25 protein-coding genes are annotated in these 25,777 nt (G+C 69.9%); 12 read left to right on the top strand and 13 right to left on the bottom strand.

The window, feature by feature from the left end; genetic code table 11:
• Positions 1–13 precede the first annotated feature (13 nt).
• Both ACZ4UB_RS00915 and ACZ4UB_RS00910 read right to left on the bottom strand, forming a co-directional pair.
• On the bottom strand, positions 14–466 hold the full coding sequence (locus tag ACZ4UB_RS00915; RefSeq protein ID WP_468067723.1) for a GNAT family N-acetyltransferase: 453 nt from the start codon (positions 464–466) through the stop codon (positions 14–16).
• Positions 467–491: 25 nt separating this feature from the next.
• Positions 492–1,379, bottom strand: a complete 888-nt coding sequence (locus ACZ4UB_RS00910; RefSeq protein ID WP_468067421.1) for a GNAT family N-acetyltransferase — start codon at positions 1,377–1,379, stop codon at positions 492–494.
• Between the two features lie 130 nt (positions 1,380–1,509).
• Here ACZ4UB_RS00910 and ACZ4UB_RS00905 point away from each other — a divergent pair, with 130 nt between their 5' ends.
• On the top strand, positions 1,510–2,160 hold the full coding sequence (locus tag ACZ4UB_RS00905; protein ID WP_468067420.1) for an HAD family hydrolase: 651 nt from the start codon (positions 1,510–1,512) through the stop codon (positions 2,158–2,160).
• Between the two features lie 228 nt (positions 2,161–2,388).
• Positions 2,389–3,489 carry a globin domain-containing protein gene (locus ACZ4UB_RS00900; protein ID WP_468067418.1) on the top strand — a complete coding sequence of 367 codons (1,101 nt, stop codon included), beginning with the start codon at positions 2,389–2,391 and terminating at the stop codon, positions 3,487–3,489.
• Between the two features lie 25 nt (positions 3,490–3,514).
• Here ACZ4UB_RS00900 and ACZ4UB_RS00895 read toward each other — a convergent pair whose 3' ends face one another.
• The 5 genes from ACZ4UB_RS00895 to ACZ4UB_RS00875 form a co-directional block, all read right to left on the bottom strand.
• Positions 3,515–3,994, bottom strand: coding sequence for an NUDIX hydrolase (locus ACZ4UB_RS00895; protein ID WP_354378869.1), 480 nt, complete (start codon positions 3,992–3,994; stop codon positions 3,515–3,517).
• A 53-nt stretch (positions 3,995–4,047) separates the two neighbouring features.
• Complete coding sequence (locus tag ACZ4UB_RS00890; RefSeq protein WP_468067722.1) at positions 4,048–4,944, bottom strand: LysR family transcriptional regulator; 897 nt, start codon at positions 4,942–4,944, stop codon at positions 4,048–4,050.
• Positions 4,945–5,117: 173 nt separating this feature from the next.
• Positions 5,118–6,263 (bottom strand): cystathionine gamma-lyase, encoded by a 1,146-nt coding sequence (locus ACZ4UB_RS00885; RefSeq protein WP_468067417.1) that lies wholly within the window; start codon positions 6,261–6,263, stop codon positions 5,118–5,120.
• The gene (locus ACZ4UB_RS00880; RefSeq protein WP_468067721.1) at positions 6,260–6,703 is read right to left on the bottom strand and encodes a low molecular weight protein-tyrosine-phosphatase; all 444 of its coding nucleotides are present in this window, start codon (positions 6,701–6,703) and stop codon (positions 6,260–6,262) included. Before ACZ4UB_RS00880 ends, ACZ4UB_RS00885 begins: the two co-directional genes overlap by 4 nt.
• 59 nt (positions 6,704–6,762) lie before the next feature.
• On the bottom strand, positions 6,763–7,143 hold the full coding sequence (locus ACZ4UB_RS00875; protein ID WP_354378872.1) for a phage holin family protein: 381 nt from the start codon (positions 7,141–7,143) through the stop codon (positions 6,763–6,765).
• Positions 7,144–7,232: 89 nt separating this feature from the next.
• Here ACZ4UB_RS00875 and ACZ4UB_RS00870 point away from each other — a divergent pair, with 89 nt between their 5' ends.
• The 4 genes from ACZ4UB_RS00870 to ACZ4UB_RS00855 all read left to right on the top strand — a co-directional run bounded on the left by ACZ4UB_RS00870 (position 7,233) and on the right by ACZ4UB_RS00855 (position 9,492).
• Positions 7,233–7,550, top strand: coding sequence for a cupin domain-containing protein (locus tag ACZ4UB_RS00870; protein WP_467960224.1), 318 nt, complete (start codon positions 7,233–7,235; stop codon positions 7,548–7,550).
• Positions 7,551–7,713: 163 nt separating this feature from the next.
• Positions 7,714–7,929 (top strand): DUF5326 family protein, encoded by a 216-nt coding sequence (locus ACZ4UB_RS00865; protein WP_468067416.1) that lies wholly within the window; start codon positions 7,714–7,716, stop codon positions 7,927–7,929.
• Positions 7,930–8,207: 278 nt separating this feature from the next.
• Positions 8,208–8,945 (top strand): IclR family transcriptional regulator, encoded by a 738-nt coding sequence (locus tag ACZ4UB_RS00860; protein ID WP_468067720.1) that lies wholly within the window; start codon positions 8,208–8,210, stop codon positions 8,943–8,945.
• 97 nt (positions 8,946–9,042) lie between these two features.
• Positions 9,043–9,492 (top strand): SsgA family sporulation/cell division regulator, encoded by a 450-nt coding sequence (locus ACZ4UB_RS00855; protein WP_468067415.1) that lies wholly within the window; start codon positions 9,043–9,045, stop codon positions 9,490–9,492.
• Between the two features lie 25 nt (positions 9,493–9,517).
• Here ACZ4UB_RS00855 and ACZ4UB_RS00850 read toward each other — a convergent pair whose 3' ends face one another.
• The gene (locus ACZ4UB_RS00850) at positions 9,518–10,948 is read right to left on the bottom strand and encodes a YibE/F family protein (protein WP_468067414.1); all 1,431 of its coding nucleotides are present in this window, start codon (positions 10,946–10,948) and stop codon (positions 9,518–9,520) included.
• Between the two features lie 171 nt (positions 10,949–11,119).
• Here ACZ4UB_RS00850 and thiC point away from each other — a divergent pair, with 171 nt between their 5' ends.
• Positions 11,120–12,913, top strand: a complete 1,794-nt coding sequence (gene thiC / locus ACZ4UB_RS00845) for a phosphomethylpyrimidine synthase ThiC (RefSeq protein WP_468067413.1) — start codon at positions 11,120–11,122, stop codon at positions 12,911–12,913.
• Positions 12,914–12,968: 55 nt separating this feature from the next.
• Here thiC and ACZ4UB_RS00840 read toward each other — a convergent pair whose 3' ends face one another.
• On the bottom strand, positions 12,969–13,565 hold the full coding sequence (locus ACZ4UB_RS00840; RefSeq protein WP_468067411.1) for a hypothetical protein: 597 nt from the start codon (positions 13,563–13,565) through the stop codon (positions 12,969–12,971).
• A 235-nt stretch (positions 13,566–13,800) separates the two neighbouring features.
• Between ACZ4UB_RS00840 and ACZ4UB_RS00835 the strand changes: the two genes are divergently transcribed.
• A complete protein-coding gene (locus ACZ4UB_RS00835; protein ID WP_468067410.1) occupies positions 13,801–13,935 on the top strand; it encodes a hypothetical protein in 135 nt (44 codons plus the stop codon).
• A 123-nt stretch (positions 13,936–14,058) separates the two neighbouring features.
• On the opposite strand, the gene ACZ4UB_RS00830 is transcribed toward ACZ4UB_RS00835, so the two are convergent.
• The 3 genes from ACZ4UB_RS00830 to ACZ4UB_RS00820 form a co-directional block, all read right to left on the bottom strand.
• The gene (locus ACZ4UB_RS00830) at positions 14,059–14,868 is read right to left on the bottom strand and encodes a hypothetical protein (protein ID WP_468067409.1); all 810 of its coding nucleotides are present in this window, start codon (positions 14,866–14,868) and stop codon (positions 14,059–14,061) included.
• Between the two features lie 147 nt (positions 14,869–15,015).
• Positions 15,016–16,272 carry a metallophosphoesterase gene (locus ACZ4UB_RS00825; RefSeq protein WP_468067719.1) on the bottom strand — a complete coding sequence of 419 codons (1,257 nt, stop codon included), beginning with the start codon at positions 16,270–16,272 and terminating at the stop codon, positions 15,016–15,018.
• A 193-nt stretch (positions 16,273–16,465) separates the two neighbouring features.
• Positions 16,466–17,581, bottom strand: a complete 1,116-nt coding sequence (locus tag ACZ4UB_RS00820; RefSeq protein WP_354378879.1) for a LacI family DNA-binding transcriptional regulator — start codon at positions 17,579–17,581, stop codon at positions 16,466–16,468.
• Between the two features lie 350 nt (positions 17,582–17,931).
• Between ACZ4UB_RS00820 and hisC the strand changes: the two genes are divergently transcribed.
• Complete coding sequence (hisC, locus tag ACZ4UB_RS00815) at positions 17,932–19,014, top strand: histidinol-phosphate transaminase (RefSeq protein ID WP_354378880.1); 1,083 nt, start codon at positions 17,932–17,934, stop codon at positions 19,012–19,014.
• A 36-nt stretch (positions 19,015–19,050) separates the two neighbouring features.
• On the opposite strand, the gene ACZ4UB_RS00810 is transcribed toward hisC, so the two are convergent.
• Positions 19,051–19,419: a cyclophilin-like fold protein gene (locus tag ACZ4UB_RS00810; protein ID WP_468067408.1), complete on the bottom strand. Its 369-nt coding sequence runs from the start codon at positions 19,417–19,419 to the stop codon at positions 19,051–19,053.
• Between the two features lie 188 nt (positions 19,420–19,607).
• Here ACZ4UB_RS00810 and ACZ4UB_RS00805 point away from each other — a divergent pair, with 188 nt between their 5' ends.
• From ACZ4UB_RS00805 to cydD, 3 genes are read left to right on the top strand one after another with little or no spacing between them, the layout of a single operon-like run.
• On the top strand, positions 19,608–21,113 hold the full coding sequence (locus ACZ4UB_RS00805; protein ID WP_468067406.1) for a cytochrome ubiquinol oxidase subunit I: 1,506 nt from the start codon (positions 19,608–19,610) through the stop codon (positions 21,111–21,113).
• 18 nt (positions 21,114–21,131) lie between these two features.
• On the top strand, positions 21,132–22,133 hold the full coding sequence (gene cydB / locus ACZ4UB_RS00800; RefSeq protein ID WP_468067405.1) for a cytochrome d ubiquinol oxidase subunit II: 1,002 nt from the start codon (positions 21,132–21,134) through the stop codon (positions 22,131–22,133).
• A gap of 40 nt (positions 22,134–22,173) precedes the next feature.
• On the top strand, positions 22,174–25,722 hold the full coding sequence (cydD, locus tag ACZ4UB_RS00795; RefSeq protein WP_468067404.1) for a thiol reductant ABC exporter subunit CydD: 3,549 nt from the start codon (positions 22,174–22,176) through the stop codon (positions 25,720–25,722).
• The last annotated feature ends 55 nt before the right edge of the window (positions 25,723–25,777 follow it).

The raw sequence follows: 25,777 nt of genomic DNA, 5'->3' as shown, positions 1-25,777 counted from the left end.
CGGCCGCCCGTGGTCAGAGTTGGTACTTGAAGCCGACGTGCGAGGCGACGAAGCCGAGCCGCTCGTAGAACCGGTGGGCATCGGTACGGGTGACGTCCGAGGTGAGCTGCACCAGCTGGCAGTTCTCCGCCCGGGACTTTTCGATCGCCCATTCGATGAAGAGCGTGCCCAGTCCGCTGCCCCGTTCGTCGGCGTGCACGCGGACGCCTTCGACGATGGAACGGGTGGATCCCTTGCGGGACAGGCCCGGGATGATGGTCAGCTGGAGGGTACCGACCACCCGGTCCCCGCGGACGGCGACGACGACGTGCTGGTTCGGGTCGTCCGTGAGTCGCTTGAGGGCCGCGATGTAGGGGGTGAGGTCGTCCGGGGACTCCCTGGTGGCACCGAGCACGTCATCGGCGAGCATCGCGACGATGACGGGAAGGTCGGCCTCGGTGGCGGGCCGGATGTCCAGCTGGGGCAGGTCGTTCATGGAAGGTGTTCCTTTCTCAGCCCGCGGCCACGGTGAGCGGGGCCCAGCGGCGGGTCCAGTCTCCGGGCAGGTCGGGGAGGTCCCGGGTCATGACGGTGTTGAAGGTGATCGAGTCGAGACCGCGGTCCTTGAGCCAGTCGCGCAGATCCTCGTGGCGCACGTCGATGTCCGTGCGCAGGGGGCGGTCGGTCGTCGCCGCGAGGGCCGTGATGAGGGCCTGGGCGCCCGCGGTGTCGCGCGCGATCAGGGGGCCGACGACATGGGTGTCCATGTTCGGCCAGATGGCGGCGTATCCGACGAGGTCGCCGGTGCGGTCCTCGGCGACGACCAGCCGGTCCGCGAAGGCGGGCAGTCGGGCGAGGATGTGGGTCCGGTCGGTGCCGAAGACCTCCGCGTCGAGCCGCAGGATCCGCGAGAGGTCCTCCGCTGTGGCCGGGCGGACCGGGATGGTGTCGGCTGCGGGCACCGCGGGGTCGGGCCGGAAGGCGCCCTTGAGCATTTCGCCCCGACCCGTGGTGGCGAAGCCGAGTTCCTCGTAGAGAGGCCGGCCGTACGGGGTGGCGTTGAGGGTGAGCGGGACGCCCTTGAGGACGTCGTCACAGACGTACCTCATCAGGTGGCGGCCCAGTCCCCGACGGGAGTACCGCTCGGCGATGAGGACCATGCCGATGGCGGCCAGCTCCGCCGTGTCGTACGTCTGTCCGTACCGGGTGACCACGCACGCGGCGGCGAGGCCCTGCCCGTCGGGAGCGTCGACCCCGTAACCGCTTCCGGCGGCGAGGAGCAGGCCCCACTTGTGGTCCTCGCGAGGCCACCCGCGGTCTTCGGAGAGGTCAGCGCAGCGCCGGAGGTCGTCCAGGGTCAGTGCGCGGATCGGTAGATCGATGAGCTGTGGTGGTGTCACCGGCCCAGCCTGGATCACTGACCGGGGAGCGTCCAGAGGTTTTGGAGGCGGATGTTTCACGTGAAACCAGCCGCTGTTTCACGTGAAACGCGCTGTTTCACGTGAAACGAACGGACTAGCCTGACCTCTCATGACTCGCCTGCACCTCTTCGACCTCGACGGCACGCTCATGTTCGGCTCTGCGGCGCCGATCGAGATCTCACGGCAGCTTGGCCTGGGTGCCGAGATCGCGGAGCTGGAGCGGGCCTTCGGAGCGCGGGAGATCGGGCCCCAGGAGTTCTCCGTGGGAGTGCACACGCTGTGGACGGAGCTGAAGCCGACGCACGTCCGGGCGGCATTCGACGGTGCGCCCTGGATCGAGGGCATTCGCGAGGTGTGGCAGGAGATCCGCGCGGCCGGGGACTACTGCGCGGTGGTCTCCCTGTCGCCGTCGTTCTTCGTGGAACTCCTGCTGGAGTGGGGTGCGCACGCGGCCCACGGCTCGGTCTTCCCGGAGGTGCCGTTCACCCGACCCGTGGACGTGACGGGGATCTTGACCCCGGAGGGCAAGCTGGAGGTGGCGGACCGGCTCTGTGCCCAGTTCGGAGTGAGCCGGAACGACTGTGTCGTCTACGGGGACTCCATGACCGATGCGGTGTTGTTCGGTGCGCTGCCGGTCTCGGTGGCGGTCAACGCGCGGCCCCAGGTGGCAGCCCTGGCGACGTACGTCTACGAAGGAAGGGACCTTCGCGAGGCCTATCGGCTCGCCGGGACGCTCGCCCCGAAGGTCGAGGCATCTTAAGCGGAGGGTCGGCGAGAACCGCGGATTTTCCGCATTTCCCCGCAAGCCGCTCCCTCGGCTGGCATGCTGCGAAGCCCGGAACCACGGATTCGAAGCCGTGGCGCGTGCAAACCGACCGAGATGCTCGAAGCGAGGCACCGCATGGACGCTCCGCCCACCAGATCGGCCAGATGGGGGACCGACGGGATACCCACCGGGGGCGGCGCGACCGAGCCTTCCCCCGATGCCGTGCTCATCCGCAAGACCCTCGCCGAGGTCGGCCCCGTGGCCGACAAGGTGACTTCGTACTTCTACGCCCTGCTCTTCACGGGGCATCCGGAATTACGGTCGATGTTCCCCGTGGCCATGGACGTGCAGCGGGAACGGTTGCTGAAGGCCCTGCTCACGGCTGCCGAACACATCGACAATCCGCAGGTGCTCGCCCCGTATCTCAGCCGACTGGGCACCGGCCACCGCAAGTACGGCACGATGGCCGGGCACTACCCGGCCGTGGGCGAGGCCTTGATCGGCGCGCTGGCCCGGTTCGCGGAAAGCACATGGGGCCCGGAGGCGGAAGCCGCCTGGGTGCGGGCGTACACCGCGATCTCCCAGATCATGATCGACGCCGCTGCGGCGGACGAGCAGAAGGCCCCCGCGTCCTGGCAGGCCGAGGTGGTCTCCCACGAACTGCGCACTCCTGACATCGCCGTACTGACGGTCCGCCCCGACCAGCCCTACCCCTTCCTGGCGGGCCAGTACACGAGCCTGGAGACCCCGTGGTGGCCGCGGGTATGGCGGCACTACTCCTTCGCCTCGGCGCCACGCTCGGACGGCCTGCTGTCCTTCCACGTCAAAGCCGTCCCCGCCGGCTGGGTCTCCAACGCCCTGGTGCGCCACGCCCGCCCGGGCGATGTCCTGCGGCTGGGACCGCCGGCGGGCTCGATGGTGGTCGACCACACCACGGACAACGGAATGCTGTGCCTCGGGGGCGGCACGGGCATCGCCCCGATCAAGGCGTTGATCGAGGACGTCGCGGGACACGGCGAGCGCCGGCCGATGGAGGTCTTCTTCGGAGCGCGCAGCGACGGGGACCTCTACGACAAGGACACCCTGTTGGGCATGCAGCGCTCGCACCCGTGGCTGTCGGTGCGTCCGGTGGTGTGCGACGGTCTGGCCGGGCAGTTGCCGCAGGCGGCCGGTGAGCACGGACCCTGGAACTCCTACGACGCCTTCATCTCGGGTCCGCCCGGAATGATCCGTAGTGGTGTGGACGCCCTGAAGCAGATCGGGATCCCGGGCGACCGGATCCGGTACGACTCGGTCGAGGAGCCGGTGGGGGTCTCCGGCTGAGCCGCAGACCCCCACCGGGCCCGGCTCAGCCCAGATCGGGAGCGTGCATGGCGCGGACTCCCTCGATGTTCCCGTCGAGGTAGTGGCGCAGGGACAGCGGGACGAGGTGGACGGCGGCGATGCCGACGCGGCTGAACGGCACCCTGACGATCTCGTACTCGCCTTCGGGCTGATCGACCTCGGGGCCGTGGCGCAGGCCGGGGTCCATCGATTCGAGGTGGCAGACGAAGAAGTGCTGCACCTTGACGCCGGTCACCCCGGCCTCGGCGATGTGCTCGACGGTGTCGACGAAGCAGGGCACCACATCGGTGATCTTGGCCCCGAGTTCCTCGTGGACCTCTCGGTGCAGGGCGTCGACGACGGTGGCGTCCGTGGACTCCACTCCGCCGCCGGGTGTGAGCCAGTACGGATCGACGCCGGGCCTGGTGCGCTTGATCAGGATCAGATCGTCACCGTCGAGCAGGATCGCGCGAGCGGTGCGTTTGACCACAGGACGTTCGGTCATGGATGAAGCGTGGCCCAGTACTCCGCTTCTGAAACGCGACACCGCGAATCGGGTCACCAGCGCGCCGCGGCGCGCAGGAGGTGGTCGTGGGCTCGCGCGAGGTGGGCGAGGGCGAGACTGCCCGCGCGCACCACGAGGAACCAGGTGCGCAGCGGCGGTACGACGGGCTCCAGGAGGGCGACGACCCGCCCGCTGTCGAGGGCGTCCTGGCACAGGTAGCGGGGCAGTACGGCCAGTCCGCCGCCCGTGGCCGCGCACTCCAGGACCGCCCGCAGGTCGGGAGCGACGACGGTGGCCGCGGCCGTGGGGAGGGCGTCGAAGACCGCTGCCCAGTAGCGCGTGATCAGGGGCAGGGACTCGTGCACCTCGACGAGCGGGATTCCGTCCATGGCGGCCGGGCCCTTGGCGCGGAGCAGTTCGGGGTCGATGAGCGCGGCCCAGTAGGGAGCCGCGACCAGGACGTGTTCCTCGTCGCACAGAGCGGTCGCGGTGAACATCGAGCCCCGGGGGCGGGTGGTGGTGATCCCGAGGTCGAACTGGCAGGCGGCCAGTCCTTCCAGCACTTGAGCCCCTTCTGTGGGCAGGGAGGCGCGCAGGCTCTGGCCTTGGCCCACGAGCGGCGCCAGGGCCGGGAGCACGCGCAGGCACAGGAACTCCGGCGGCCCGGCCAGGTGAAGGGTGCGGACCGCCCCGGCCGCTTCCTGTTGGGTCCCGGCGATCTCCAGCAGGGCGTCCAGGTGCGGGGCCGCCTTGCGGGCCAGCTCGTCGCCGATGGCGGTGGAGGTGACTCCGCGGGACTGGCGGTGGAACAGCGGTCTCCCGAGCTGGCGTTCGAGGGTGCGGATCTGCGAGGTGACGGCGGGCTGGGAGAGCCCCAGCAGCGCGGCGGCCCGGGTGAAGGAGCCGGCCCGGTGCACGGCGACGAAGGTGCGCAGCAGCGCCAGGTCCATGGCCGCCCCTCTCGGTGAGGCCATCCACTATAAATATGTCGATAGCTACCTGTCGCTACCGTGATTGGACTCTGACAGAGAGTCAATTAGCCTTGTCCGTGTGGTTCTTCACGCGGGAACCCGGGGCGGTCCGAGCCACCAGGGGGGAGGCTCGGACCGCCTGCGCGCGCTGGTCAGGCCCCGCAACCGGCGGCGTCAAGGGCCCGCAGGACGTCCGCGACGAGGTCTTCGGTGTCCTCGGCCCCGGCGGAGAAGCGGATGAACCCCTCCGACACGGCGTCACCGCCCCATCGGCGGCGCCGCTCGGCCGTCGAGCGGACCCCACCGAAGCTCGTGGCGTCCTCCACCAGCTGCAGAGCGCTCATGAACCGTTCGGCACGGGCCCGGTCCGCCAAGGTGAAGGAGACCACCGAGCCGTAGCCCGCCATCTGCCGGTTGGCCGTCTTGTGGGACGGGTCGTTGGGCAGTCCCGGGTAGCGCAGGCCGGTGACGTCGGTGCGCTCGGCCAGCGCCTCGGCGACCGCCAGGGCGTTGTCCCACTGGCGGTGGGTCCGCAGTTGCAAGGTGGCCAGGGAGCGGTGGGCCAGCCAGGCCTCCATGGGTCCCGGGATGGCACCGACGACCTTGCGCCACAGGCGGACCCGGGCGGCGAGCTCCGGGTCGCGGCAGCTGACGTAGCCGAGGAGCAGGTCGCCGTGGCCGGTGAGGCCCTTGGTCCCGCTGGCGACCGAGAAGTCCGCGCCGAGTGCCAGGGGGCGCTGTCCCAGGGGGGTGGCGAGGGTGTTGTCCACGGCGACCAGGGTGCCGCTCGCGCGGGCCGCCTCGACCAGCCGCCGTACGTCGCAGACGTCGAGCCCGGGGTTGGACGGGGTCTCGATCCAGAGCAGCCGGGCCCCGTCGATCACGGCGAGCTGTGCTTCCTCCGCGGTCGGGGCGGTGCGCACGTGGACTCCGTACGCCTCCAGCTGGGCCCGGACGAGCGGCAGGGCCTGGTACCCGTCGTCCGGCAGGACGACGGTGTCGCCGGCGCGGGTCTGGGAGAGCAGGACGGCGGACACCGCCGCCATGCCGGAGGCGAAGACGACCGTCTCCACCTCCTCCCCCGGGGCTTCGAGTTCCCCCACGGCCCGTTCGAGCAGGGTCCAGGTGGGGTTGGTGTCGCGGCCGTAGGTGTACGGCCCCTCGACGTCGCCGGGCAGGTGGAAGTGCGCGGCGAAGACCGGCCCCGGCAGGGTCGGTTCGTTCTTGACCGGCTCGGGCAGCCCGGCGCGCACCGCGCGGGTGCCTTCGCCGATGCGGGGTCGGTCCTGGGGGTTCACGGTGTGTGCTCCTTCAGCGCGGTGCGGACGGCTGCCAGCAGGCCGGGTCCTGCCGCTTCGACCAGCTCCAGGCACGCCTCGAACCCGTCGAGGGATCCGTAGTACGGATCCGGTACGTCCAGGTCGAGGCCGTCGGCGGCCGGATCGTAGGACCGCAGGAGCCGGACCTTGGCGGCGTCCTCCCGGGTCGGGGCCATCCTGCGCAGGTCGCGCAGGTGTCCCGTATCGAGCGCGATGACGAGGTCGAGGCGACCGAACCACGAGGCGCGGAACTGCCGGGCCCGGTGCCCGTGCCCGTAGCCGGCGGCCGCCAGCACGGAGACCGTGCGCGGGTCGGCGCCGTCGCCCTCGTGCCAGCCCCCGGTGCCGGCGCTGTCGACCTCGACCAGGTCGCTCAGCCCGGCCGCGGCGACCTGGGCGCGGAAGACCGACTCGGCCATGGGCGAGCGGCAGATGTTGCCGGTGCAGACGAAACACACGCGGTACACGGGCAGCTCGCTCAGTCCTTGTCGGGCAGGACCATGTTCACGGCCCAGGAGACGACGGAGATGATCAGGCCGCCGATGACCGCGGTCCAGAAGCCCTCGACGTGGAAGGACAGGTCGAGCTTTCCGGCCAGCCAGGAGGTCAGGAGCAGCATCAGGGCGTTCACGACCAGGGTGAACAGGCCGAGGGTGAGGATGAACAGGGGCAGCGAGAACAGCTTCACCACGGGCTTGACGATCAGGTTGACCAGGCCAAAGACCAGGGCGACCAGGATCACGGTGAGGGTCCGGTGACCCATGCTGCTGCCGTCGTCGAGGGAGATCTTGGGGACCAGCCAGATCGCCACGGCCAGAGCCGCGACGTTGGCGATCGTCTTGACTACGAAATTCGTCATGTGTCTGATCGTTGCAGAGAAGATCCGGCTGGGACATCAGCACGACAGCCGAAGCCAGGGCACGAAAGAGCGCGAGGGGCGTAAGAACGATGAAGGCATTCCGGCTGGACGAGCTTGAGGCCGAGCGACTGGCCAACGACGGGGCCTACCTCCAGTTCCTGCGGGAGCGGAACATGTCCGTCGGTCTGTACGCGTTGGACGCCGGGCAGAGCGACCCCCAGCAGCCGCACGCCCAGGACGAGGTCTACTTCGTTGTCAGCGGTCGGGCCTCGATCACCGTCGGGGACGAGACGACGACGGTGGCGCGCGGGGGCGTGGTCTACGTTCCGGCCGGAGTCGCGCACCGCTTCCACCACATCACCGAGGACCTGAAGGTGCTGGTCGTCTTCTCGCCGCCGGAGGGCTGACCCGCTCCCGGAGCCGGTGGACCCCTGACTCCCCGGTGGTCAGGGCGGTGGGGGCCCCTAGGGGTCGGGTCAGGGGACTCCAAGGGATCTGGAGCCCCCATCGCGTTTCACCGCCTCCTAGCATCGGAGTCAGGAAGTCACGCATCAGGAAGAGGTTGAGGACATGGACGGCATCCGGGAGACATTCGCAGGTATGCCCTGGTGGGTTAAGTGGGTCGGGGTTCCGCTGCTGGCGCTGTTCGTCTTCGGCGGCCTGCTCACCGCCCTCATCGGTTTGATCTTCAAGGTGCTGCTCTTCGTCGGCCTCGTCGGCGGTCTGATCTTCGTCGTGAAGAAGTTCAGCGGCGGCGGTGCGAAGTCCTCGTCCAGCGACTGGTAGGAGCGGCTCCGCAGCGGATTAACCCAGGTGGGCGAACATGGCGCCCTGGACCGCTCGTTCCCCGGGAAGCCGCCGATACAGTGGCAATCTGTGCATTTTCCTGGGTACCGACGCCGGTGATCCGCCCTGACCCGCGGTGCCTTCACACACCAGCCGCGTACGACCCCCAGGAAGCGCGGACACGCGGGGGCGGCCCCCGCGAGCGGGCCGGCCCCAAGGTCCGCCGCCACGCCTGGGGGTGAGCTTTGGCATCGGTTCACAATGCCGGTGTGCCGACTCTGATCGGCTCCGTGCAAAGGGCCCTGAGGCTGCTCGAAGCGGTCGGCTCCCATAGCGAGGGAGCTCCGGCGAAGCAGCTGGCGCGCGAGGCCGGGCTCCCGCTCCCCACCGCGTACCACCTGCTGCGGACCCTCACCCACGAGGGCTATCTGCGCCGCGAGGACGGGGTGTTCATCCTCGGGGACGCCGTCGGGCGACTGGCGGGCGTGGGACTCCAGCAGAAACGTCGCACCATGATCCTCGACTCCCTCGCGCACTTCCGCGAGACGGTCGGGGCCCCCGTCTACTTCGCGGTCTACCGCGAAGGCGAGATCGAGGTCGTCGGCGTCTCGGACACGCCGACCGGCCCGGCCTGTGAGGAATGGGCCGCCTTCCGCGAGACCGGCCACGCGCACGCCATCGGGCAATGCCTGCTGGGACAGCTAGACGAGAAGGCCCGCAAGGACCACTACGCCCGCCATCCGGTCCAGCCCGTCACCCCGTACACGGTTTCGGACGTGCACGCTCTGGAGCAGAAGATCGGAACGCTGGGCAAGATGCAGCCGGTTACGGAGAGTCAGGAATATTCTCTCGGGACGGTGTGCGCGGCCATCCCCATTACGGCCGGAGACACCGCCGCGACCATGGCCATTTCCCTTCCGCTGCACTTGGAAGGCCGGTTGCCCTATGCGCTCGAACGGCTACGGAGTGAAGTAGGCGCGCTGTTGAGCTCGCTTTCGTTCTCTATCAGTATCTGAAAACTCACTCCTTGTGATCTCCCGGCGCTTACACCACTCTTGTCAAGAGGGCCTTGGGGCACCATTCCTGGCCACTTCCACAACAGCGGGGTAGTCAATGCGCGAGTCGGTACAGGCAGAGGTCATGATGAGCTTCCTCGTTTCCGAGGAGCTCTCGTTCCGGATCCCGGTGGAACTCCGGTACGAGGCACGGGACCCCTACGCGGTGCGTCTGACGTTCCACCTCCCCGGCGATGCGCCCGTGACCTGGGCGTTCGGCCGGGAACTGCTTCTCGACGGCATCAACAAGCCGTGCGGTGACGGCGATGTGCACATCGCTCCCAGTGATCCGGAGGAGCTGTCGGACGTGCACATCCGACTTCAGGTCGGCACGGACCGGGCCCTGTTCCGGGCGAGTGCGGCGCCCCTGGTGGCGTTCCTCGACCGCACCGACCGGATCGTGCCGCTCGGTCAGGAGCGCAACCTCGGTGATTTCGAGGAGAACTTGGAGGAGGCGCTGGACAAGATCCTGACCGACGCCCGGCAGAACGAGCAGAACGCCGGCTGAGCCACCGTCACGCCGTCACACCGAGTCACCGCTTCCGGCGACGACCGCGCCCTTTGCGGCTCGGCCCCGAGGCCGCTCCAGCGGCCGGGGACCCCGGCCGGTCGGCGGAGACGACGAGTGCGGCCAGGGCCGTGGTCACCGGGACCGAGGCGACGAGACCGATCGAGCCCACGAGGGTCCGTACGATCTCCTCCGCCACCAGCTCGCTGTTGGCCACCGCTCCCACACTGCTGTTCGCGATGGAGAACAGCAGCAGCAGCGGCAACGCCGCGCCCGCGTAGGCGAGTACCAGGGTGTTGACGACGGACGCGATGTGGTCGCGACCGATCCGGATGCCCGCCCGGTACAGCGCCCGCGGCCCCATCGACGGGTCCGCCTGGTGGAGTTCCCAGACCGCGGACGTCTGGGTGACCGTCACGTCGTCGAGCACGCCGAGCGATCCGATGATCACGCCTGCCAGCAGCAGGCCGCTCATGTCGATGTGCGGGTAGAGCCCGTGGATCAGTCCGGTGTTGTCATCGGTGTTGCCGCTGAGGAAGGCCCAGCCGATGAACACCGACCCCAACAGCCCGATCAGCAGCAGCGAGGCCAGGGTCCCCAGCACGGCGACCGAGGTCCTGGCGGTCAGGCCGTGGCACATGTAGAGCGCGATCAGCATGATCGCGCTGGCGCCGACCACCCCCACGACCAGCGGATTCGAACCCTGGAGGATGGCGGGCAGGATGAAGAGCGTCAGCACGGAGAAGCTGACCGCGAGGGCGATCAGCGCGAACAGCCCGCGCAGCCGGCCGACCACGACCACGGCGACGGCGAAGATCCCGGCCAGCAGCGCCAGCGGGAGCTTGCGGTTCACGTCGATCACGGAGTACTGAAGGTCGCGCGGAGCAGCCGGTGCGTACGCCACCACGATCCCCTGGCCGGTCTCCAACTGCCGTGGTGCGCCCGGCTGGACGATCTCGACGAACCGGTGTCCTCGATCGGGCCCGGTGCCGATCTCGACCGTGGCCTTCTTGCAGTCGCCGGACGGCGCGGTCTTGCCCCCCTGGGGAGCGGATGTGCCACTGGACGGCGGAACCTGGGCCGCGTTGACGGACTTGCAGTCGACCAGCTCGATCGAGACGACCTTGCCCTGCTGGGTCTGTCGGTCGAAGCCGACTCCGGTGCGCTCGTGCGCCGGGGCGCCTCCCGGCCACAGGACGATCATGCCGACGAGGACGGCGGCGGCGAAGGGGATCAGGACCGCCGCGATGACCTTGCGCAAGTGCTTCGAGACGGGGGCAGCCGGGCCGTGGCTGTGGGAGTGCGAGTGCCCGTGGGCCACGCCGGCGGACGGTTCGTGCGAGGACCCGCGGGGAGGGTGGGCATGGCCCGAGTGATCCGTGTGATCCGTGGGCTCGGTGGGGGGCTGCGGCGAGGACGTCACCGAGTGATCATCGCAAGAGATGAGGGGGCCCACTGTTCAGCACGCCAAGGATGACGCTAGCGTGGGGGCACCTTTGCACAACGCGGGAGCTCGGAGCACCGGGCTGAGAGGGCGCTGATCACCGTACGTGGACACGTACGGGAAGAGGCTGCGCCGACCGCCGAACCTGTTACCGGGTAATGCCGGCGTAGGGAGATAGGTCTCATGACCATTCAGGACGCACACACGCCTGCCGTCAGCCAGGACAGCAACGGCCAGGAAGGGCGCCAGCCTGGCTGGCACAAGGGGTACGTTGCGGGCTCCCGCCCGGACCTCCGCGTGCCGGTTCGCCAGGTGCACCTCACCAACGGCAAGGACGTGACGCTCTACGACACGTCCGGCCCGTACACCGACCCGCAGATCGAGACCGACGTCCGCCGGGGCCTCGCGCCGCTGCGCGAGAACTGGATCATCAGCCGCGGTGACACCGAGGAGTACGCGGGTCGCCCCGCGCGCCCCGAGGACGACGGCATCAAGCACACCTCGCCCCGCGGCGGACTCAAGAACCTCGACGCGGTCTTCCCGGGCCGCCCGCGGCTGCCCCGCCGGGGCCGCGACGGCCAGGCCGTGACCCAGCTCGCGTACGCCCGCCGCGGTGAGATCACCCCGGAGATGGAGTACGTCGCGATCCGCGAGAACGTCTCCCCCGAGGTCGTCCGTGAAGAGATCGCGGCGGGTCGTGCCGTCCTCCCCGCGAACGTGAACCACCCCGAGATCGAGCCGATGATCATCGGCAAGCGCTTCCTGGTGAAGGTCAACGCCAACATCGGGAACTCGGCCGTCACCTCCTCCATCGAGGAGGAGGTGGACAAGATGACCTGGGCCACCAAGTGGGGCGCCGACACGGTCATGGACCTCTCCACCGGCCGCAACATCCACACCACCCGTGAATGGGTGCTGCGCAACTCCCCCGTCCCGATCGGCACCGTGCCGCTCTACCAGGCGCTGGAGAAGGTCGACGGGCGGGCCGAGGAGCTGACCTGGGAGATCTACAAGGACACGGTCATCGAGCAGGCCGAGCAGGGCGTCGACTACATGACCGTCCACGCGGGCGTGCTGCTGCCGTACGTGCCGCTGACCGCGCGCCGCAAGACCGGCATCGTGTCCCGCGGCGGCTCGATCATGGCCGCCTGGTGCCTCGCGCACCACAAGGAGAACTTCCTCTACACGAACTTCGAGGAACTCTGCGACATCCTGGCCACCTACGACGTCACGTACTCGCTGGGTGACGGCCTGCGCCCCGGTTCCATCGCGGACGCCAACGACGCGGCGCAGTTCGCGGAGCTGAAGACCCTGGGCGAGCTGAACACGATCGCCAAGCGCCACAACGTGCAGACCATGATCGAGGGCCCGGGCCATGTCCCGATGCACAAGATCAAGGAGAACATCGACCTTCAGCAGGAGATCTGCGAGGAGGCCCCGTTCTACACCCTGGGCCCGCTGACCACGGACGTCGCCCCCGCCTACGACCACATCACCTCGGGCATCGGCGCCGCGATGATCGCCTGGTGGGGCACCGCGATGCTCTGCTACGTGACGCCCAAGGAGCACCTGGGCCTGCCCAACCGCGATGACGTCAAGACCGGAGTCATCACCTACAAGATCGCCGCGCACGCGGCCGACCTGGCCAAGGGGCACCCCGGTGCACAGGAGTGGGACGACGCGCTCTCCGACGCGCGTTTCGAGTTCCGCTGGGAGGACCAGTTCAACCTGGCGCTCGACCCCGACACGGCGCGCGAGTTCCACGACGAGACCCTGCCGGCCGAGCCGGCGAAGACCGCGCACTTCTGCTCCATGTGCGGTCCGAAGTTCTGCTCGATGAAGATCAGCAGAAGCATCACAGAGCAGTTTGGCGGCGATGACTCGGCCACGGACGAGGAAATCCAGGCGGGGATGCTCAGCAAGTCGGCGGAGTTCGCGGCCACGGGTAACCGGCTGTACCTCCCGCTGGCTGACTGAGCCAGCCGCACCGGCCGGCCCGCGACCTCATGGGGGGAGTCGCGGGCCAGTGCCGTTACAGGGGTGCGCCTGTTTGCTGGGCTGCGCGGAGGCGCTCGACCTGCTTGGTGATGAGGTCGGCTGGGAACGAGGATGTTCCGCCCACGTTGAGTGCCGAGAAGGATGCGATGGTGTTGCCGGTCCGCACGACGACGAACGTCTCGTTGCGGTCTCCCCCGCGTTCGGCACCCAAGGGGATCGTCTCCGTGTAGCTGACTGCCTCGTCCCCGAAGGATGGATTCGGCGCTGGCGCAACCGTGGAGGTGAACTTTCCGGTCCGCCCCTCGCCGTCGTAGGTCCGGCAGGAGGAGAGCGACTGCCTCAGATCCGCGAAGCGCTGCTCGGCTATGCCGTCCTCATAGGAGGCGAGGGTCGAGGTACCGGCCCAGATGTCGTCCTTCCAGTTGAAGGTCTGGAAGACATGAGCCTGTGAACTCTTGGCGTTGAGTACGTCACGGAGGGTTTGGCAGGCGGGGACCGAGACCGGGGGGAAGGAAGACCCGCTGCCCTCTGGCTTGGGTTCGCGCACTTCGATGAGGCCGTCGCGTACCTGCGGAACTTCGCCGTTCTTGAAGGCGACAGCCTTCAGCTGCGCCAGCGTCAGAGGTGCCACCGCGGTCTTGGCCGAAGGGACGTGAGACGGTGTCCCATTCGAGGACGCCGACGAGGGTGCTGTGGTGCAACCCGATGCTGTGAACAGGGCTGTGACGGCAGCTATAGGCAGCAGCCATCGCGTGCGGGATTGCATGGGTCCCCCGGACTCGTGTGGGTGAGAGATCGACGCTAGCGAGTGAGGTACCCGCTCACCAGCACTTTCCGATGAAGAATGCCGGCTGGAGATCTGCTCGATGAAGATCTCCCAGGACATCCGCCGCGAACACGGCGGGGACCTGAAGGCCGACGAGATCCAGGCGGGCATGGCGGAGAAGTCCGCCGAGTTCGCGGCCGCGGGCAACCGCGTCTACCTGCCGCTGGCCGACTGACACCGGCGCCGTCGCGTCGCTTCCGGGGGCCGTCCCCCTCGGGAGCGACGCCGGGCGAGGGCGGTGGGTCGCAACGGTGCGCGCTGTTTCACGTGAAACAGCGCTCCCTCGACCCTGGCGGCCTCACTCCGGCTCGGGCTCCGGCCCGCCGAAGTCGGGGCTGGTGAAGTCCGGCGGGGAGTAGCCGGGGCGGGGGCCCTGCCCACCCGTACCCCCGGGGCTGGTGAAATCGGGCGGGGTGTAGCCGAGTTGGGGGATGCGTCGGGGCTGCCGGCGCGGCGCCGGGAAACCGCCACCGGCGCTGGGATCCGCCAGCGCGTCCCGCAGGAACGGCATGATGCCCCGCTCCAGCAGCGCGTGCCGCCAGGCCTCCCGGGCACGCGAGACCTCGTCGGGGACCGCCTCGGCCACGTTCACCGTCACTTCGGTGGAACTGTTGCGGATGGCGGTGACCAGCAGGCCTATCGCCGCGAAGAGGATCGCCGCCGCGGTGAGGGCGCCGAAGAGCCAGCCCGCCGTCAGCATGGTCTCGGCGAAGGCGGGCTCCGGTTCGATCATCTTCAGGATGTATCCCACCAGCAGGAAGATGAGCATGGCCGTGCCGGCCAGGACCGGCGCGAGGACCGCGACCACGGCGCTCACTCCGGCGCCGCCGCCGCCCGGATCGTCGTCCGACGCCGTCGCGGGGGTGGTGGCCGTCCCATCCCGCAGCTCACCGCGGATCTTCACGTAGTGGTCGTACTCGGCCGCGGCCGCGGCCGTCAGCAGCGCACTGGCGTCGAGAGCCATGGTGCGCAACTGTTCGGCGTTCAGCCGTTCGCCCAGACTCGCGAGTTCGGGCCGTTCGTGTGCGGTGCGCAACGCCTCGTCGAGGAGCCGATCGAACTCCGGTCGGTCTTCGGTCAGCAGGTGCGGAGCGCTGGTCATGTGCATCCCCCGATGCTCCGTGGAGACCGGTTGGCCCGCGTAGACCGGGCACCGGCACAAACGGAGGAGAGCCTGCTACGGACAGTGCGATGGTAGAGCGCCCACGCCATACGGTGACAGGGGCTTTCCGGAAATACCCCGCTCCAAGAACACTCAGTCGTTCAACGGGAGTTGTACGACCAGCAGTTTCCCGGCCATGGTGACCCCGCCGTCCATGGCGATCGCGAGGCCGTCCGCGTAGACGTGGGGGCCGTCGATGGACTCCGGCCCGTGGGTGTGCTCGCCGTCCTCGGCGCCCACTTCGCCCAGCAGGTACGGGATGGGACTGTGCCCGTGCACCACGCGCCCGCCCCCGTAGGTACCGAGCAGCTCGCGCACGGCCTGCGGTCCGGTCTCCTGGTCGCGGAAGGCGAAGCGCTTGGTGAACTTGCGGAACAGGTCCCAGGTCTCGTCCGCGTCGTGCTGGTTGAGCAACTCGTGGACCTTGTCGTTGACGTCCTCGATGGAGTCGCCGTAGTCCAGGTAGGCCGTGGTGTCGGAGTGCAGCAGCAGGTGCCCGTCCTCCAGGGCGGCCGCGTCCAGCCGGGACATCCACTGCAGGTGTACGTCCTCCAGGCGCTCCATGTCGGTGCGCTGGCCGCCGTTGAGGAGCCAGGCGGCCTGGAAGGTCGCGGTGCCCGCGCCGGACATGACCGGGGTGTCGCCGAACCTCTTGGCGCCGATCAGGAGCAGCTCGTGGTTGCCCATGAGCGCCTTGCAGTAGCCGCCCGCGGCGGCGGCCTCGGCGGAGAGCCGCATGACGAGGTCGATCACGCCGATGCCGTCGGGCCCGCGGTCCGTGAAGTCGCCGAGGAACCAGAGCCTGGCGTTGCCGGCCGACCAGTGTCCGTCGGCGTCGATCAGACGCTGGGCCTGGAGCTCGGTGTACAGCTCGTCCAGGTAACCGTGCACGTCGCCGACGACGTAGAGCGGCCCGGGTCCGTCGGCGGGCGCGTCCTGGTGGACGTACTGGACCTGGACGGTGTCGCCCGGTCCGCCGCGGCTGATGACGGGGAGGTCGCGCTGGGTCGGCGTGTAGTCCTCGGAGTCCGCGCCCTGATCGTCGTGGTCGTGCTGCTCGGGCAGCACCGCGGCGAAGGGCACGTCGGGACCCGGAGCCGGGTGCGGGCCGGGGCCGTGCACGGGGGCGGGGGTGGGAGCGTAGGCGGGCCGTGGCGGCGGCACGGGCGCGCCGTCGGCGTAGTACGCCGGGTACTCGCCGTAGACGGGGACCTCGCCGGGCATCGCGGCCGCAGCTGTGTCCGTGCCGTACGCGACGGGCGGGGCGGCCGGCACCCGGAAGTCCCGCAGCGTCTCCGTCCGCATCGCGGGTCCCTGACCGGCCCCCTGAGTCATCGACCCCTCCACCACCGTCGCGCTGCCGTACATCTGCGGACCCTCCTGACCTCCGGGGTCGGAGGGTCCGTGATGTCGTGCGCCCATCATAGGAATGTGGCTCGCGCTCTGTGACGCACCAGGGGTGGTGAATCCTGGCCGGAGCGGATCGTTCCTACCGTTTTCTTCCGATATGTGCGTTGCGGGATGGCGCGGGAATCCTCGAAGGTCAGTCTCCGGCCGGGGATCGGGGCGGACTGACGGTGGTGCGCGGTTGCCTGCGCTGTGAGGAGGTTCTGACGATCAGTTCGGTCGGAACCACCTGTTCGACGGGTCGTCCGGTGTCCACTCCCTCGATCGCGTCGATGAGCAACTGCACGACGGCCGTGCCGATGCGACGCGGTTTGAGGGAGAGGGTGGTGATGGGCGGTTCGGTGGTGGCGTACACGGTGGACTCGCTGCAGCAGACCAGCAGGAGGTCCTCGGGGACCCTCAGGCCGTACCGCCGGGCGGCCGCCAGCAGGTCGGTGCCGTTGGGGTCGAACAGCCCGTAGACGGCATCGGGGCGGTCGGGGCGCGCGAGCAGCCGGTCGGCGGCCACGGCTCCGGCGCACGGGTCGTGGGCGGGGTAGGACTCGTAGACGGGATCCTGTCCGACCCGCTCGCACCAGCTGAGGTAGGCGGTGGTCGAGAGCCGGGTGTAGGTGTCGGTGGTGGTGCCGGTGAGGAGTCCGATGCGACGGGCTCCCGCGGCGGCGAGGTGGTCGAGCAGGTTGAGGACGGCGGCCTCGTGGTCGTTGTCGACCCAGGCCGTGACGGGGAGCGACCCCGCGGGGCGGCCGTCCGACACCACCGGCAGGCCCTGGCGGACCAGCTCGGTGACGACGGGATCGTGGTCGGAGGGGTCGATGACGACGGTGCCGTCGAGGGCGACGTTCGACCAGACGTCGTGTCGGGAGGTGGCGGGGAGGATGACCAGGGCGTAGCCGCGGGCGAGCGCGGCGGAGGTGGCCGCCCTGGCCATCTCGGCGAAGTACGCGAACTCGGTGAAGGTGAAAGGTTCATCCCCGTACGTGGTCACGGTCAGACCGATGAGGCCCGACTTGCCGGTACGGAGGGTGCGGGCGGCGGCGGAGGGGCGGTAGCCCAGCCGGTCGGCCACCTCGCGGACGTGGCGGCGGGTGGCGTCCGGGAGCCGCCCTTTGCCATTGAGCGCGTCGGAGACGGTCGTGATCGAGACGCCGGCCGCGGCGGCCACGTCCCTGATTCCCGCACGGCCCGGACGGCCTGCGGTCCGCCGGGGGGTGTCGGTCCGGCTCACCTGATGCTTCCCTGCTGCTGTCATGGCGAGCCGATAGTAGGGCTCGGTGGGGTGGCTGGGCCGTATGCATATGCAGGCGTTGACAGGAACGGTTCTGCACGGTTCGCCACCCTCAATGACCTTGGAAATAAAGGCATTTAGTAGCAATGAGTGACCATGGCGCTTGTCGTCGGGTACGAGCATGCCAAAGTGAGGAGGTCTCGGACCGGTCTCAACTCACCTGCACGAGGGACGCGCGCCACGGCGCAGGCCACCGGCGCACGCATATATGCATGCGCTCCCCCTCATTCCTGGCGCCGGCCATTTTCGGGAGCGCGGAATCCTCATAAGGTGAGCAGTATTGAGTTGCACGGGATGGTCGAGGAGGACCTGCGGTGAGCGAGAAGAGCCCGAGGCTGCGCGCCGAGCTGGATGGCATTCCCACCTACAAGCCGGGGAAGCCCGCCGCCGCCGGAGGCCCGGTGGCGTACAAGCTGTCCTCCAACGAGAACCCCTACCCGCCGCTGCCGGGCGTACTGGAGAGCGTCGTCTCGGCGGCCGGTGACTTCAACCGCTACCCCGACATGGCCTGCACGGGGCTCGTCAACGAGATCGCCGAGCGCTTCGGCGTGCCGGTCGAGCACGTGGCGACCGGCACCGGGTCGGTCGGCGTCGCGCAGTCGCTGATCCAGGCGACGGCCGGTCCGGGCGACGAGGTCATGTACGCCTGGCGGTCCTTCGAGGCGTACCCGATCATCGTCCAGATCTCCGGGGCGACCTCGGTGAAGGTGCCGTTGACCTCGGGTGACGTGCACGACCTGGACGCGATGGCCGACGCGATCACCGAGCGCACCCGGCTGATCTTCATCTGCAACCCCAACAACCCGACCGGCACCGTCGTGCGGCGGGCGGAGCTGGAGCGGTTCCTGGACCGGGTGCCCTCGGACGTCCTGGTGGTGCTGGACGAGGCGTACCGCGAGTTCGTGCGCGACGCCGAGGTGCCGGACGGCATCGAGATCTACCGGGACCGGCCGAACGTGGCGGTTCTGCGGACCTTCTCCAAGGCGTACGGCCTGGCCGGCCTGCGGGTCGGGTTCGCGATCGCGCACGAGCCGGTGGCCGCCGCGCTGCGCAAGACGGCCGTTCCCTTCGGCGTCAGTCAGCTCGCCCAGGACGCGGCGGTCGCGTCGCTGCGGGCCGAGGACGAGTTGTTGGGCCGGGTCGGCTCGCTGCTCGGCGAGCGGGCGCGGGTGTACGAGACGCTGATCGCGCAGGGCTGGTCCGTGGTTCCCGAGACCCAGGCGAACTTCGTGTGGATGCGGCTGGGGGAGCGCACCGCCGACTTCGCGGCGGCCTGCGAGAAGGCCGGTGTGGTGGTCCGACCCTTCGCGGGTGAGGGCCTGCGGGTCACGATCGGTGAGACCGAGGCGAACGACCTGTTCCTGCACACGGCAGAGGCCTTCTTCAAGGAGCTGTGAGGGGCCGCGGCCGCGAGCCGCGCCCCGTGGGAGCTGTTACGCCAGTTCCACGCGGATGGGGTCACCGTCATGGACGGTGGCCAGCGGGCGGGGGTCGCCGTCGAACGAGCCCAGGACGTTGCAGGGGCTCGCCAGGCGGCTCTCGCCTCCCCGTGAGATGGGGGTCGGGCCGTAGGGGAGTGCGAGCGCGTCGCCCTCGGTCCAGAAGGCGACCGTGCCCGGCTCGACGACCTGCCGGGCGTCGTCCTCCAGTGCCACGGAAACCCCGGTGTCGAAGTAGACCTCCTCGCCCCAGGTGTTGGCGGAGGCGGAGATCGGGAGTGCCTCCAGCAGGGCCTTGGCCGTGGGGGTGTCGTCGAGGGTCGCGGTGAGCTGGCCGGAGGGCCAGGAGATTCGTATCTGCATGGGCCGCATTCAACAATCTGTTGAATCAATTGGCTAGAGGTACCCCGCCCGAAAGATGCCGACAGGTGTGCGACATAATGCTTGTGAATGTGAACGCGTTCACAAGCGTGTCTCGTTCCTCCCGTATTGGGTGGGATGTAAGGGGCACACTGCGGCTGTGACCACGGCGACGCGAAGGAGAAGACGACGTGGACCTAGCTTTGGCGCCGGAGACCCTGGCGCGATGGCAGTTCGGCATTACCACCGTCTACCACTTCCTCTTCGTCCCCCTGACGATCTCGCTCGCCGCCCTCGTCGCGGTGTTGCAGACGGCGTGGGTGCGGACGGAGAAGGAGAAGTACCTCAAGGCCACCAAGTTCTGGGGCAAGCTCTTCCTGATCAACATCGCGATGGGCGTCGTCACCGGCATCGTCCAGGAGTTCCAGTTCGGCATGAACTGGTCCGACTACTCGCGGTTCGTCGGTGACATCTTCGGGGCCCCGCTGGCCTTCGAGGCGCTCATCGCCTTCTTCTTCGAGTCGACCTTCATCGGCCTGTGGATCTTCGGCTGGGACAAGCTGCCGAAGAAGATCCACCTCGCCTGCATCTGGATGGTGTCGATCGGCACCATCCTGTCCGCCTACTTCATCCTCGCGGCCAATTCCTGGATGCAGCACCCCGTCGGGTACCGCTTCAACAAGGAGACCGGCCGCGCGGAGCTGACCGACTTCTGGCTCGTGCTGACCCAGAACACCGCGCTCAGCCAGGTCTTCCACACCCTGACGGCGGCCCTGCTGACCGGCGGCGCCTTCATGGTCGGCATCGCCGCCTTCCACCTGCTGCGCAAGAACCACATCGCCGTGATGCGCACCTCGCTGCGCCTCGGCCTGGTCGCCGTGGTGATCGGTGGCCTGCTGACCGCGATCAGCGGCGACACCCTCGCCAAGGTCATGTTCAAGCAGCAGCCGATGAAGATGGCCGCCGCCGAGGCGCTGTGGGACGGCGAGAAGAGCGCGCCCTTCTCGGTCTTCGCCGTCGGGGACGTGGACAAGGGCCACAACAAGGTGGCCATAGAGCTGCCCGGCCTGCTGTCCTTCCTCGCCGACAACGACTTCGACTCCTTCGTGCCCGGCATCAACGACGTCAACAAGGCGGAGCAGCAGAAGTACGGGCCCGGTGACTACCGCCCGAACATCCCGGTCGCCTACTGGGGCTTCCGCTGGATGATCGGCTTCGGCATGGCCTCCTTCGCCATCGGCGCGCTGGGGCTCTGGCTGACCCGACGCAAGTTCCTGCTCCCACCGGCCCTGCGGACCGGTGAGGACGAGCGGCCCCACCTGGTCCTCTTCAAGAGCGCCCTGAGCCCGCGGCTCACCCGGCTCTACTGGCTCGGCACGATCTGGACGCTCGGCTTCCCGCTGATCGCCAACTCCTGGGGCTGGATCTTCACCGAGATGGGCCGCCAGCCCTGGGCCGTCTACGGGGTCCTGCGCACCGCCGACGCGGTCTCGCCGTCGGTCTCCCAGGGCGAGGTGATCACCTCGATGGTCGTCTTCACCGCGCTCTACGCCGTCCTCGCCGTGATCGAGGTGAAGCTCCTCGTGAAGTACGTCAAGGCCGGGCCGCCGGAGTTGACCGAGGCCGACCTCAACCCGCCCACCAAGATCGGTGGCGACGACGCCGACGCCGACCGGCCGATGGCCTTCTCGTACTGAGGCTGGGGAGACCACACCATGCAACTCCACGACGTCTGGTTCGTACTCATCGCCGTCCTCTGGATCGGCTACTTCTTCCTGGAGGGATTCGACTTCGGGATCGGCGTACTGACCAAGCTGCTGGCCCGGGACCGCAAGGAGAAGCGGGTCCTGATCAACACGATCGGACCCGTCTGGGACGGCAACGAGGTCTGGCTGCTCACCGCGGGAGGCGCGACCTTCGCGGCCTTCCCCGACTGGTACGCCACCCTCTTCTCGGGCTTCTACCTGCCGCTGCTGATCATCCTGGTGTGCCTCATCATCCGGGGCGTGGCCTTCGAGTACCGGCACAAGAGGCCCGAGGACAAGTGGCAGTCCAACTGGGAACACGCCATCTTCTGGACCTCGCTGATCCCCGCCTTCCTCTGGGGCGTCGCCTTCGCCAACATCGTGCGCGGCGTGAAGATCGACGAGCACAAGGAGTACGTCGGCACCTTCTTCGACCTGCTCAACGTCTACGCGATCCTCGGCGGTCTGGTCACCCTCACCCTGTTCACCTTCCACGGCGCGGTCTTCGCCTCGCTCAAGACGGTCGGTGACATCCGGCTCCGCGCGCGGACGCTGGCCACCCGGCTGGGTGTGGTGACCGCCGTGCTGGCGCTGGTCTTCCTGATCTGGACCCAGGCCACCAAGGGCGACGGCAAGAGCCTGGTCGCGATGGTCATCGCGGTGCTCGCCCTGGTCGGCGCGCTCGGCTTCAACCTGGCGGGCCGTGAAGGCTGGTCGTTCGCCCTGTCCGGGGTCACCATCGCGGCCGCGGTCGCGATGCTGTTCCTGACGCTCTTCCCGAACGTCATGCCCTCGTCGCTGAACGACGCCTGGAGCCTCACGGTCACCAACGCCTCGTCCACGCCCTACACCCTCAAGATCATGACCTGGTGCGCGGGAGTGGCCACGCCGCTCGTCCTGCTCTACCAGAGCTGGACCTACTGGGTGTTCCGCAAGCGGATCGGCACGCAGCACATCGCCGACGCGCACTGATCCCACTCTCCTGCCTGACCCTCCCTGGGGGATGTTTCACGTGAAACCGATCGACCCGCGCCTGCTCCGGTACGCCCGCTCCACCCGTCTCTTCCTGGGGGCCGTGGTGGCTCTGGGACTCGCCGGAGCGGGGCTGGTCGTCGGTCAGGCGATGCTGATCGCCGAGATCGTGGTCGGCGCCTTCGAGGACGGGCTCGACGGGCAGGCGCTGCGGACGCCCCTGTTGCTGCTCGCGGCGGTGGCCCTGGGCCGGGGCCTGGTGGCCTGGCTGACCGAGCTGGCCGCCCACCGGGCCAGCGCCGCGGTCAAGTCGGAACTGCGCGGCCGACTGCTGGAGCGGGCCGCGGACCTGGGCCCGTCCTGGCTCAGCGGGCAGCGGACGGGCTCCTTGGTGGCACTGGCCACCCGGGGCGTGGACGCACTCGACGACTACTTCTCCCGGTACCTGCCGCAGCTCGGGCTCGCGATCGTGGTGCCGGTGGCGGTCCTCGCCCGGATCGTCACGGAGGACTGGGTCTCGGCGGCCATCATCGTGGTGACGCTGCCGCTGATCCCCGTCTTCATGATCCTCATCGGCTGGGCCACCCAGTCCCGGATGGACCGCCAGTGGCGCCTGCTGTCCCGACTCTCGGGCCACTTCCTCGACGTGGTCGCCGGACTGCCGACGCTGAAGGTCTTCGGCCGGGCCAAGGCCCAGGCCGAGTCCATCCGGACCATCACCGACGACTACCGGCGCGCCACGATGCGCACGCTGCGGATCGCCTTCCTCTCGTCCTTCGCGCTGGAGCTGCTCGCCACCCTGTCGGTGGCCCTGGTCGCCGTGACCATCGGCATGCGGCTCGTGCACGGCGACCTCGACCTGTACACCGGGCTGGTCATCCTGATCCTGGCGCCCGAGGCGTACCTGCCGCTGCGCCAGGTCGGTGCGCAGTACCACGCGGCTGCCGAGGGACTGGCGGCGGCGGAAGAGATCTTCGAGGTCCTGGAGACGCCGGTGACCGGCACGGGCGGGACGGCCGCCCCGGCGCCCGTCGCCACCGCCGGGCTGAGCTTCGAGGGCGTCGCCGTGCGCTACGAGGGCCGGGCCGAGCCCTCGCCCGGGCCGGTCTCGCTGACGGTCGCGCCGGGGGAGTGCGTGGCGCTCACCGGCCCCAGCGGGGTGGGCAAGTCCACCCTGCTCCAGGTGCTGCTCGGATTCGTGACGCCGACCGAGGGGCGGGTGCGGATCGGGGGCGTGGACCTGTCCGAGCTGTCCCTGGAGCAGTGGCGCGAGCGGATCGCCTGGGTGCCGCAGCGCCCCCACCTGTTCGCGGGGACCATCGCGGAGAACGTACGGCTGGCCCGCCCGGGGGCCTCGGACGAAGAGGTCGCACGGGCGCTGCGGGACGCGGGGGCCGAGGAGTTCGTGGCCGCGCTGCCGGCCGGAGCGCAGACCCCGCTGGGCGAGGGCGGGGTCGGCCTCTCCGCCGGCCAGCGGCAGCGGCTCGCGCTCGCCCGGGCGTTCCTGGCGGACCGGCCGGTGCTGCTGCTGGACGAGCCCACGGCCGCGCTGGACGGGCGGACCGAGGCCGCGGTGGTGGACGCCGTGCGCCGGCTGGCCGCCGGTCGCACGGTGCTGCTCGTGGTGCACCGGCCGGCGCTGCTGGCGGTGGCGGACCGGGTGGTGACGGTGGCCGCCGGGGCCGCACCGGCGATCCCTGCGCACGCTCCGGCCCCGGCCCGGGCATCCCACGCGCCGGCGGAGCCGCACGCCGAACCCGGGGGCTGGATCCTCGGGGAGGTCGCCGAGCGGGAGGCGGCCGCCGCGACCGGTGGCGGGCGCGGCGGCGACCACCCGCTCGCCCGGGTGCGGGCGGCCGCGGCGCAGTGGCAGGGGCGGTTCCGGCTCGGCCTCTTCCTCGGCGCGCTGGCCGTCGGGTGCGGAGTCGCTCTGATGGCCGTCTCCGGCTGGCTCATCTCCCGGGCCTCCGAACACCCGCCCGTGCTCTACCTGATGGTCGCGGTCACCGCGACCAGGGCCTTCGGCATGGGCCGTGCCGTCTTCCGCTACGCGGAGCGGCTGGTCTCCCACGACGCCGTGCTGCGGATGCTCGCGGAGCTGCGGGTCTCCGTCTACCGGCGGCTGGAGCGGATCGCCCCCGGCGGACTGCGCGAGCGGCGCCGCGGTGACCTGCTGACCCGTCTGGTGGCCGACGCCGACGCCCTGCAGGACTACTGGCTGCGCTGGCTGCTGCCGGTCGGCACCGCCGTGCTCGTCGGGCTCGGCTCGGTCGGCTTCACGGCCTGGCTGCTGCCGGAGGCCGGGGCCGTGCTCGCCGTCGGGCTGCTGGCCGCGGGGATCGTCGTGCCCCTGGTCAGTGGTGCCTGCGCACGACGGGCGGAGCGCAGGCTCGCCCCCGCACGCGGCGAGCTGGCCACCCGGGTGGCGGATCTGCTGTCCGGCACCGCAGAGCTGACCGTCGCCGGGGCGCTGGGCAGCCGCAAGGAGCGGGCCCGCGAGAGCGACGGGGTCCTCACCCGGATCGCCGCCCGGGGCGCGGCGGCCACCGGCATCGGCAGCGGGCTGTCGGCCCTGATCTGCGGCCTGACCGTGACGGCGGCCGCCGCCGTCGCCGCGGGCGCGGTGCACCAGGGCCGGCTCGGCGGGGTGGCCATGGCCGTGGCGGTGCTCACCCCGCTCGCCGCCTTCGAAGCGGTCAACGGGCTGCCGCTGGCCGTCCAGTACCGCCAGCGGGTGCGGCGCAGTGCGGAGCGGGTCTACGAGGTCATCGACGCCCCGGCGCCCGTCGTCGAGCCCGAGGCGCCCGGCCCGGCGCCCGCGTCCGTCTTCCCGCTGCGGCTGACCGGGCTCGCCGCCCGCCACCCCGGGCAGGAGGGCGACGCGCTGCGGGGGATCGACCTGACCCTCGACGCGGGCCGCCGGGTCGCCGTGGTGGGACCCTCCGGCGCGGGCAAGACCACCCTGGCCCAGGTGCTCCTGCGCTTCCTGGACGTGGCCGAGGGCGCGTACACCGTCGCGGGGGTCGACGTACGGACCCTGGACGGGGACGACGTACGCCGCGGTGTCGGCCTGTGCGCGCAGGACGCGCACCTCTTCGACAGCTCGGTCCGGGAGAACCTGCGCCTGGCGCGGACCGGGGCGAGCGAGGCGGAGCTGCGCGCGGCCCTCGCCGCCGCCCGGCTGCTGGAGTGGGCGGACGGCCTGCCCGAGGGGCTGGACACGCTCGTCGGCGAGCACGGTGAGAGGATCTCCGGCGGTCAACGCCAGCGGCTCGCCCTGGCCCGGGCGCTGCTGGCCGACTTCCCCGTACTGGTCCTGGACGAGCCCGCCGAGCACCTGGACGTGGTCACCGCGGACGCGCTGACCGAGGACCTGCTGCACGCGACCGAGGGGCGGACGACGGTGCTGATCACGCACCGGCTGGCCGGCCTGGACGCGGTGGACGAGATCCTCGTGCTGGACGGCGGACGGGTGGTGCAGCGCGGTCCGTACGCCGAGCTCGTCGCCGTACCGGGCCCGTTGCGGAGGATGGTCGAGCGGGAGCGGGAAGGGGACCTGGCCGGTGCCGGGCAGCGGGAATCGGCTTGATCGGGCGGTGGGAAGGCCGGTGCCGACTTTCCCCAGCAAAAGGGACTAACTAGTC

The organism is Streptomyces sp. NPDC028419, assembly GCF_055565515.1.
This window is presented reverse-complemented; position numbering and strand designations above follow the sequence as displayed.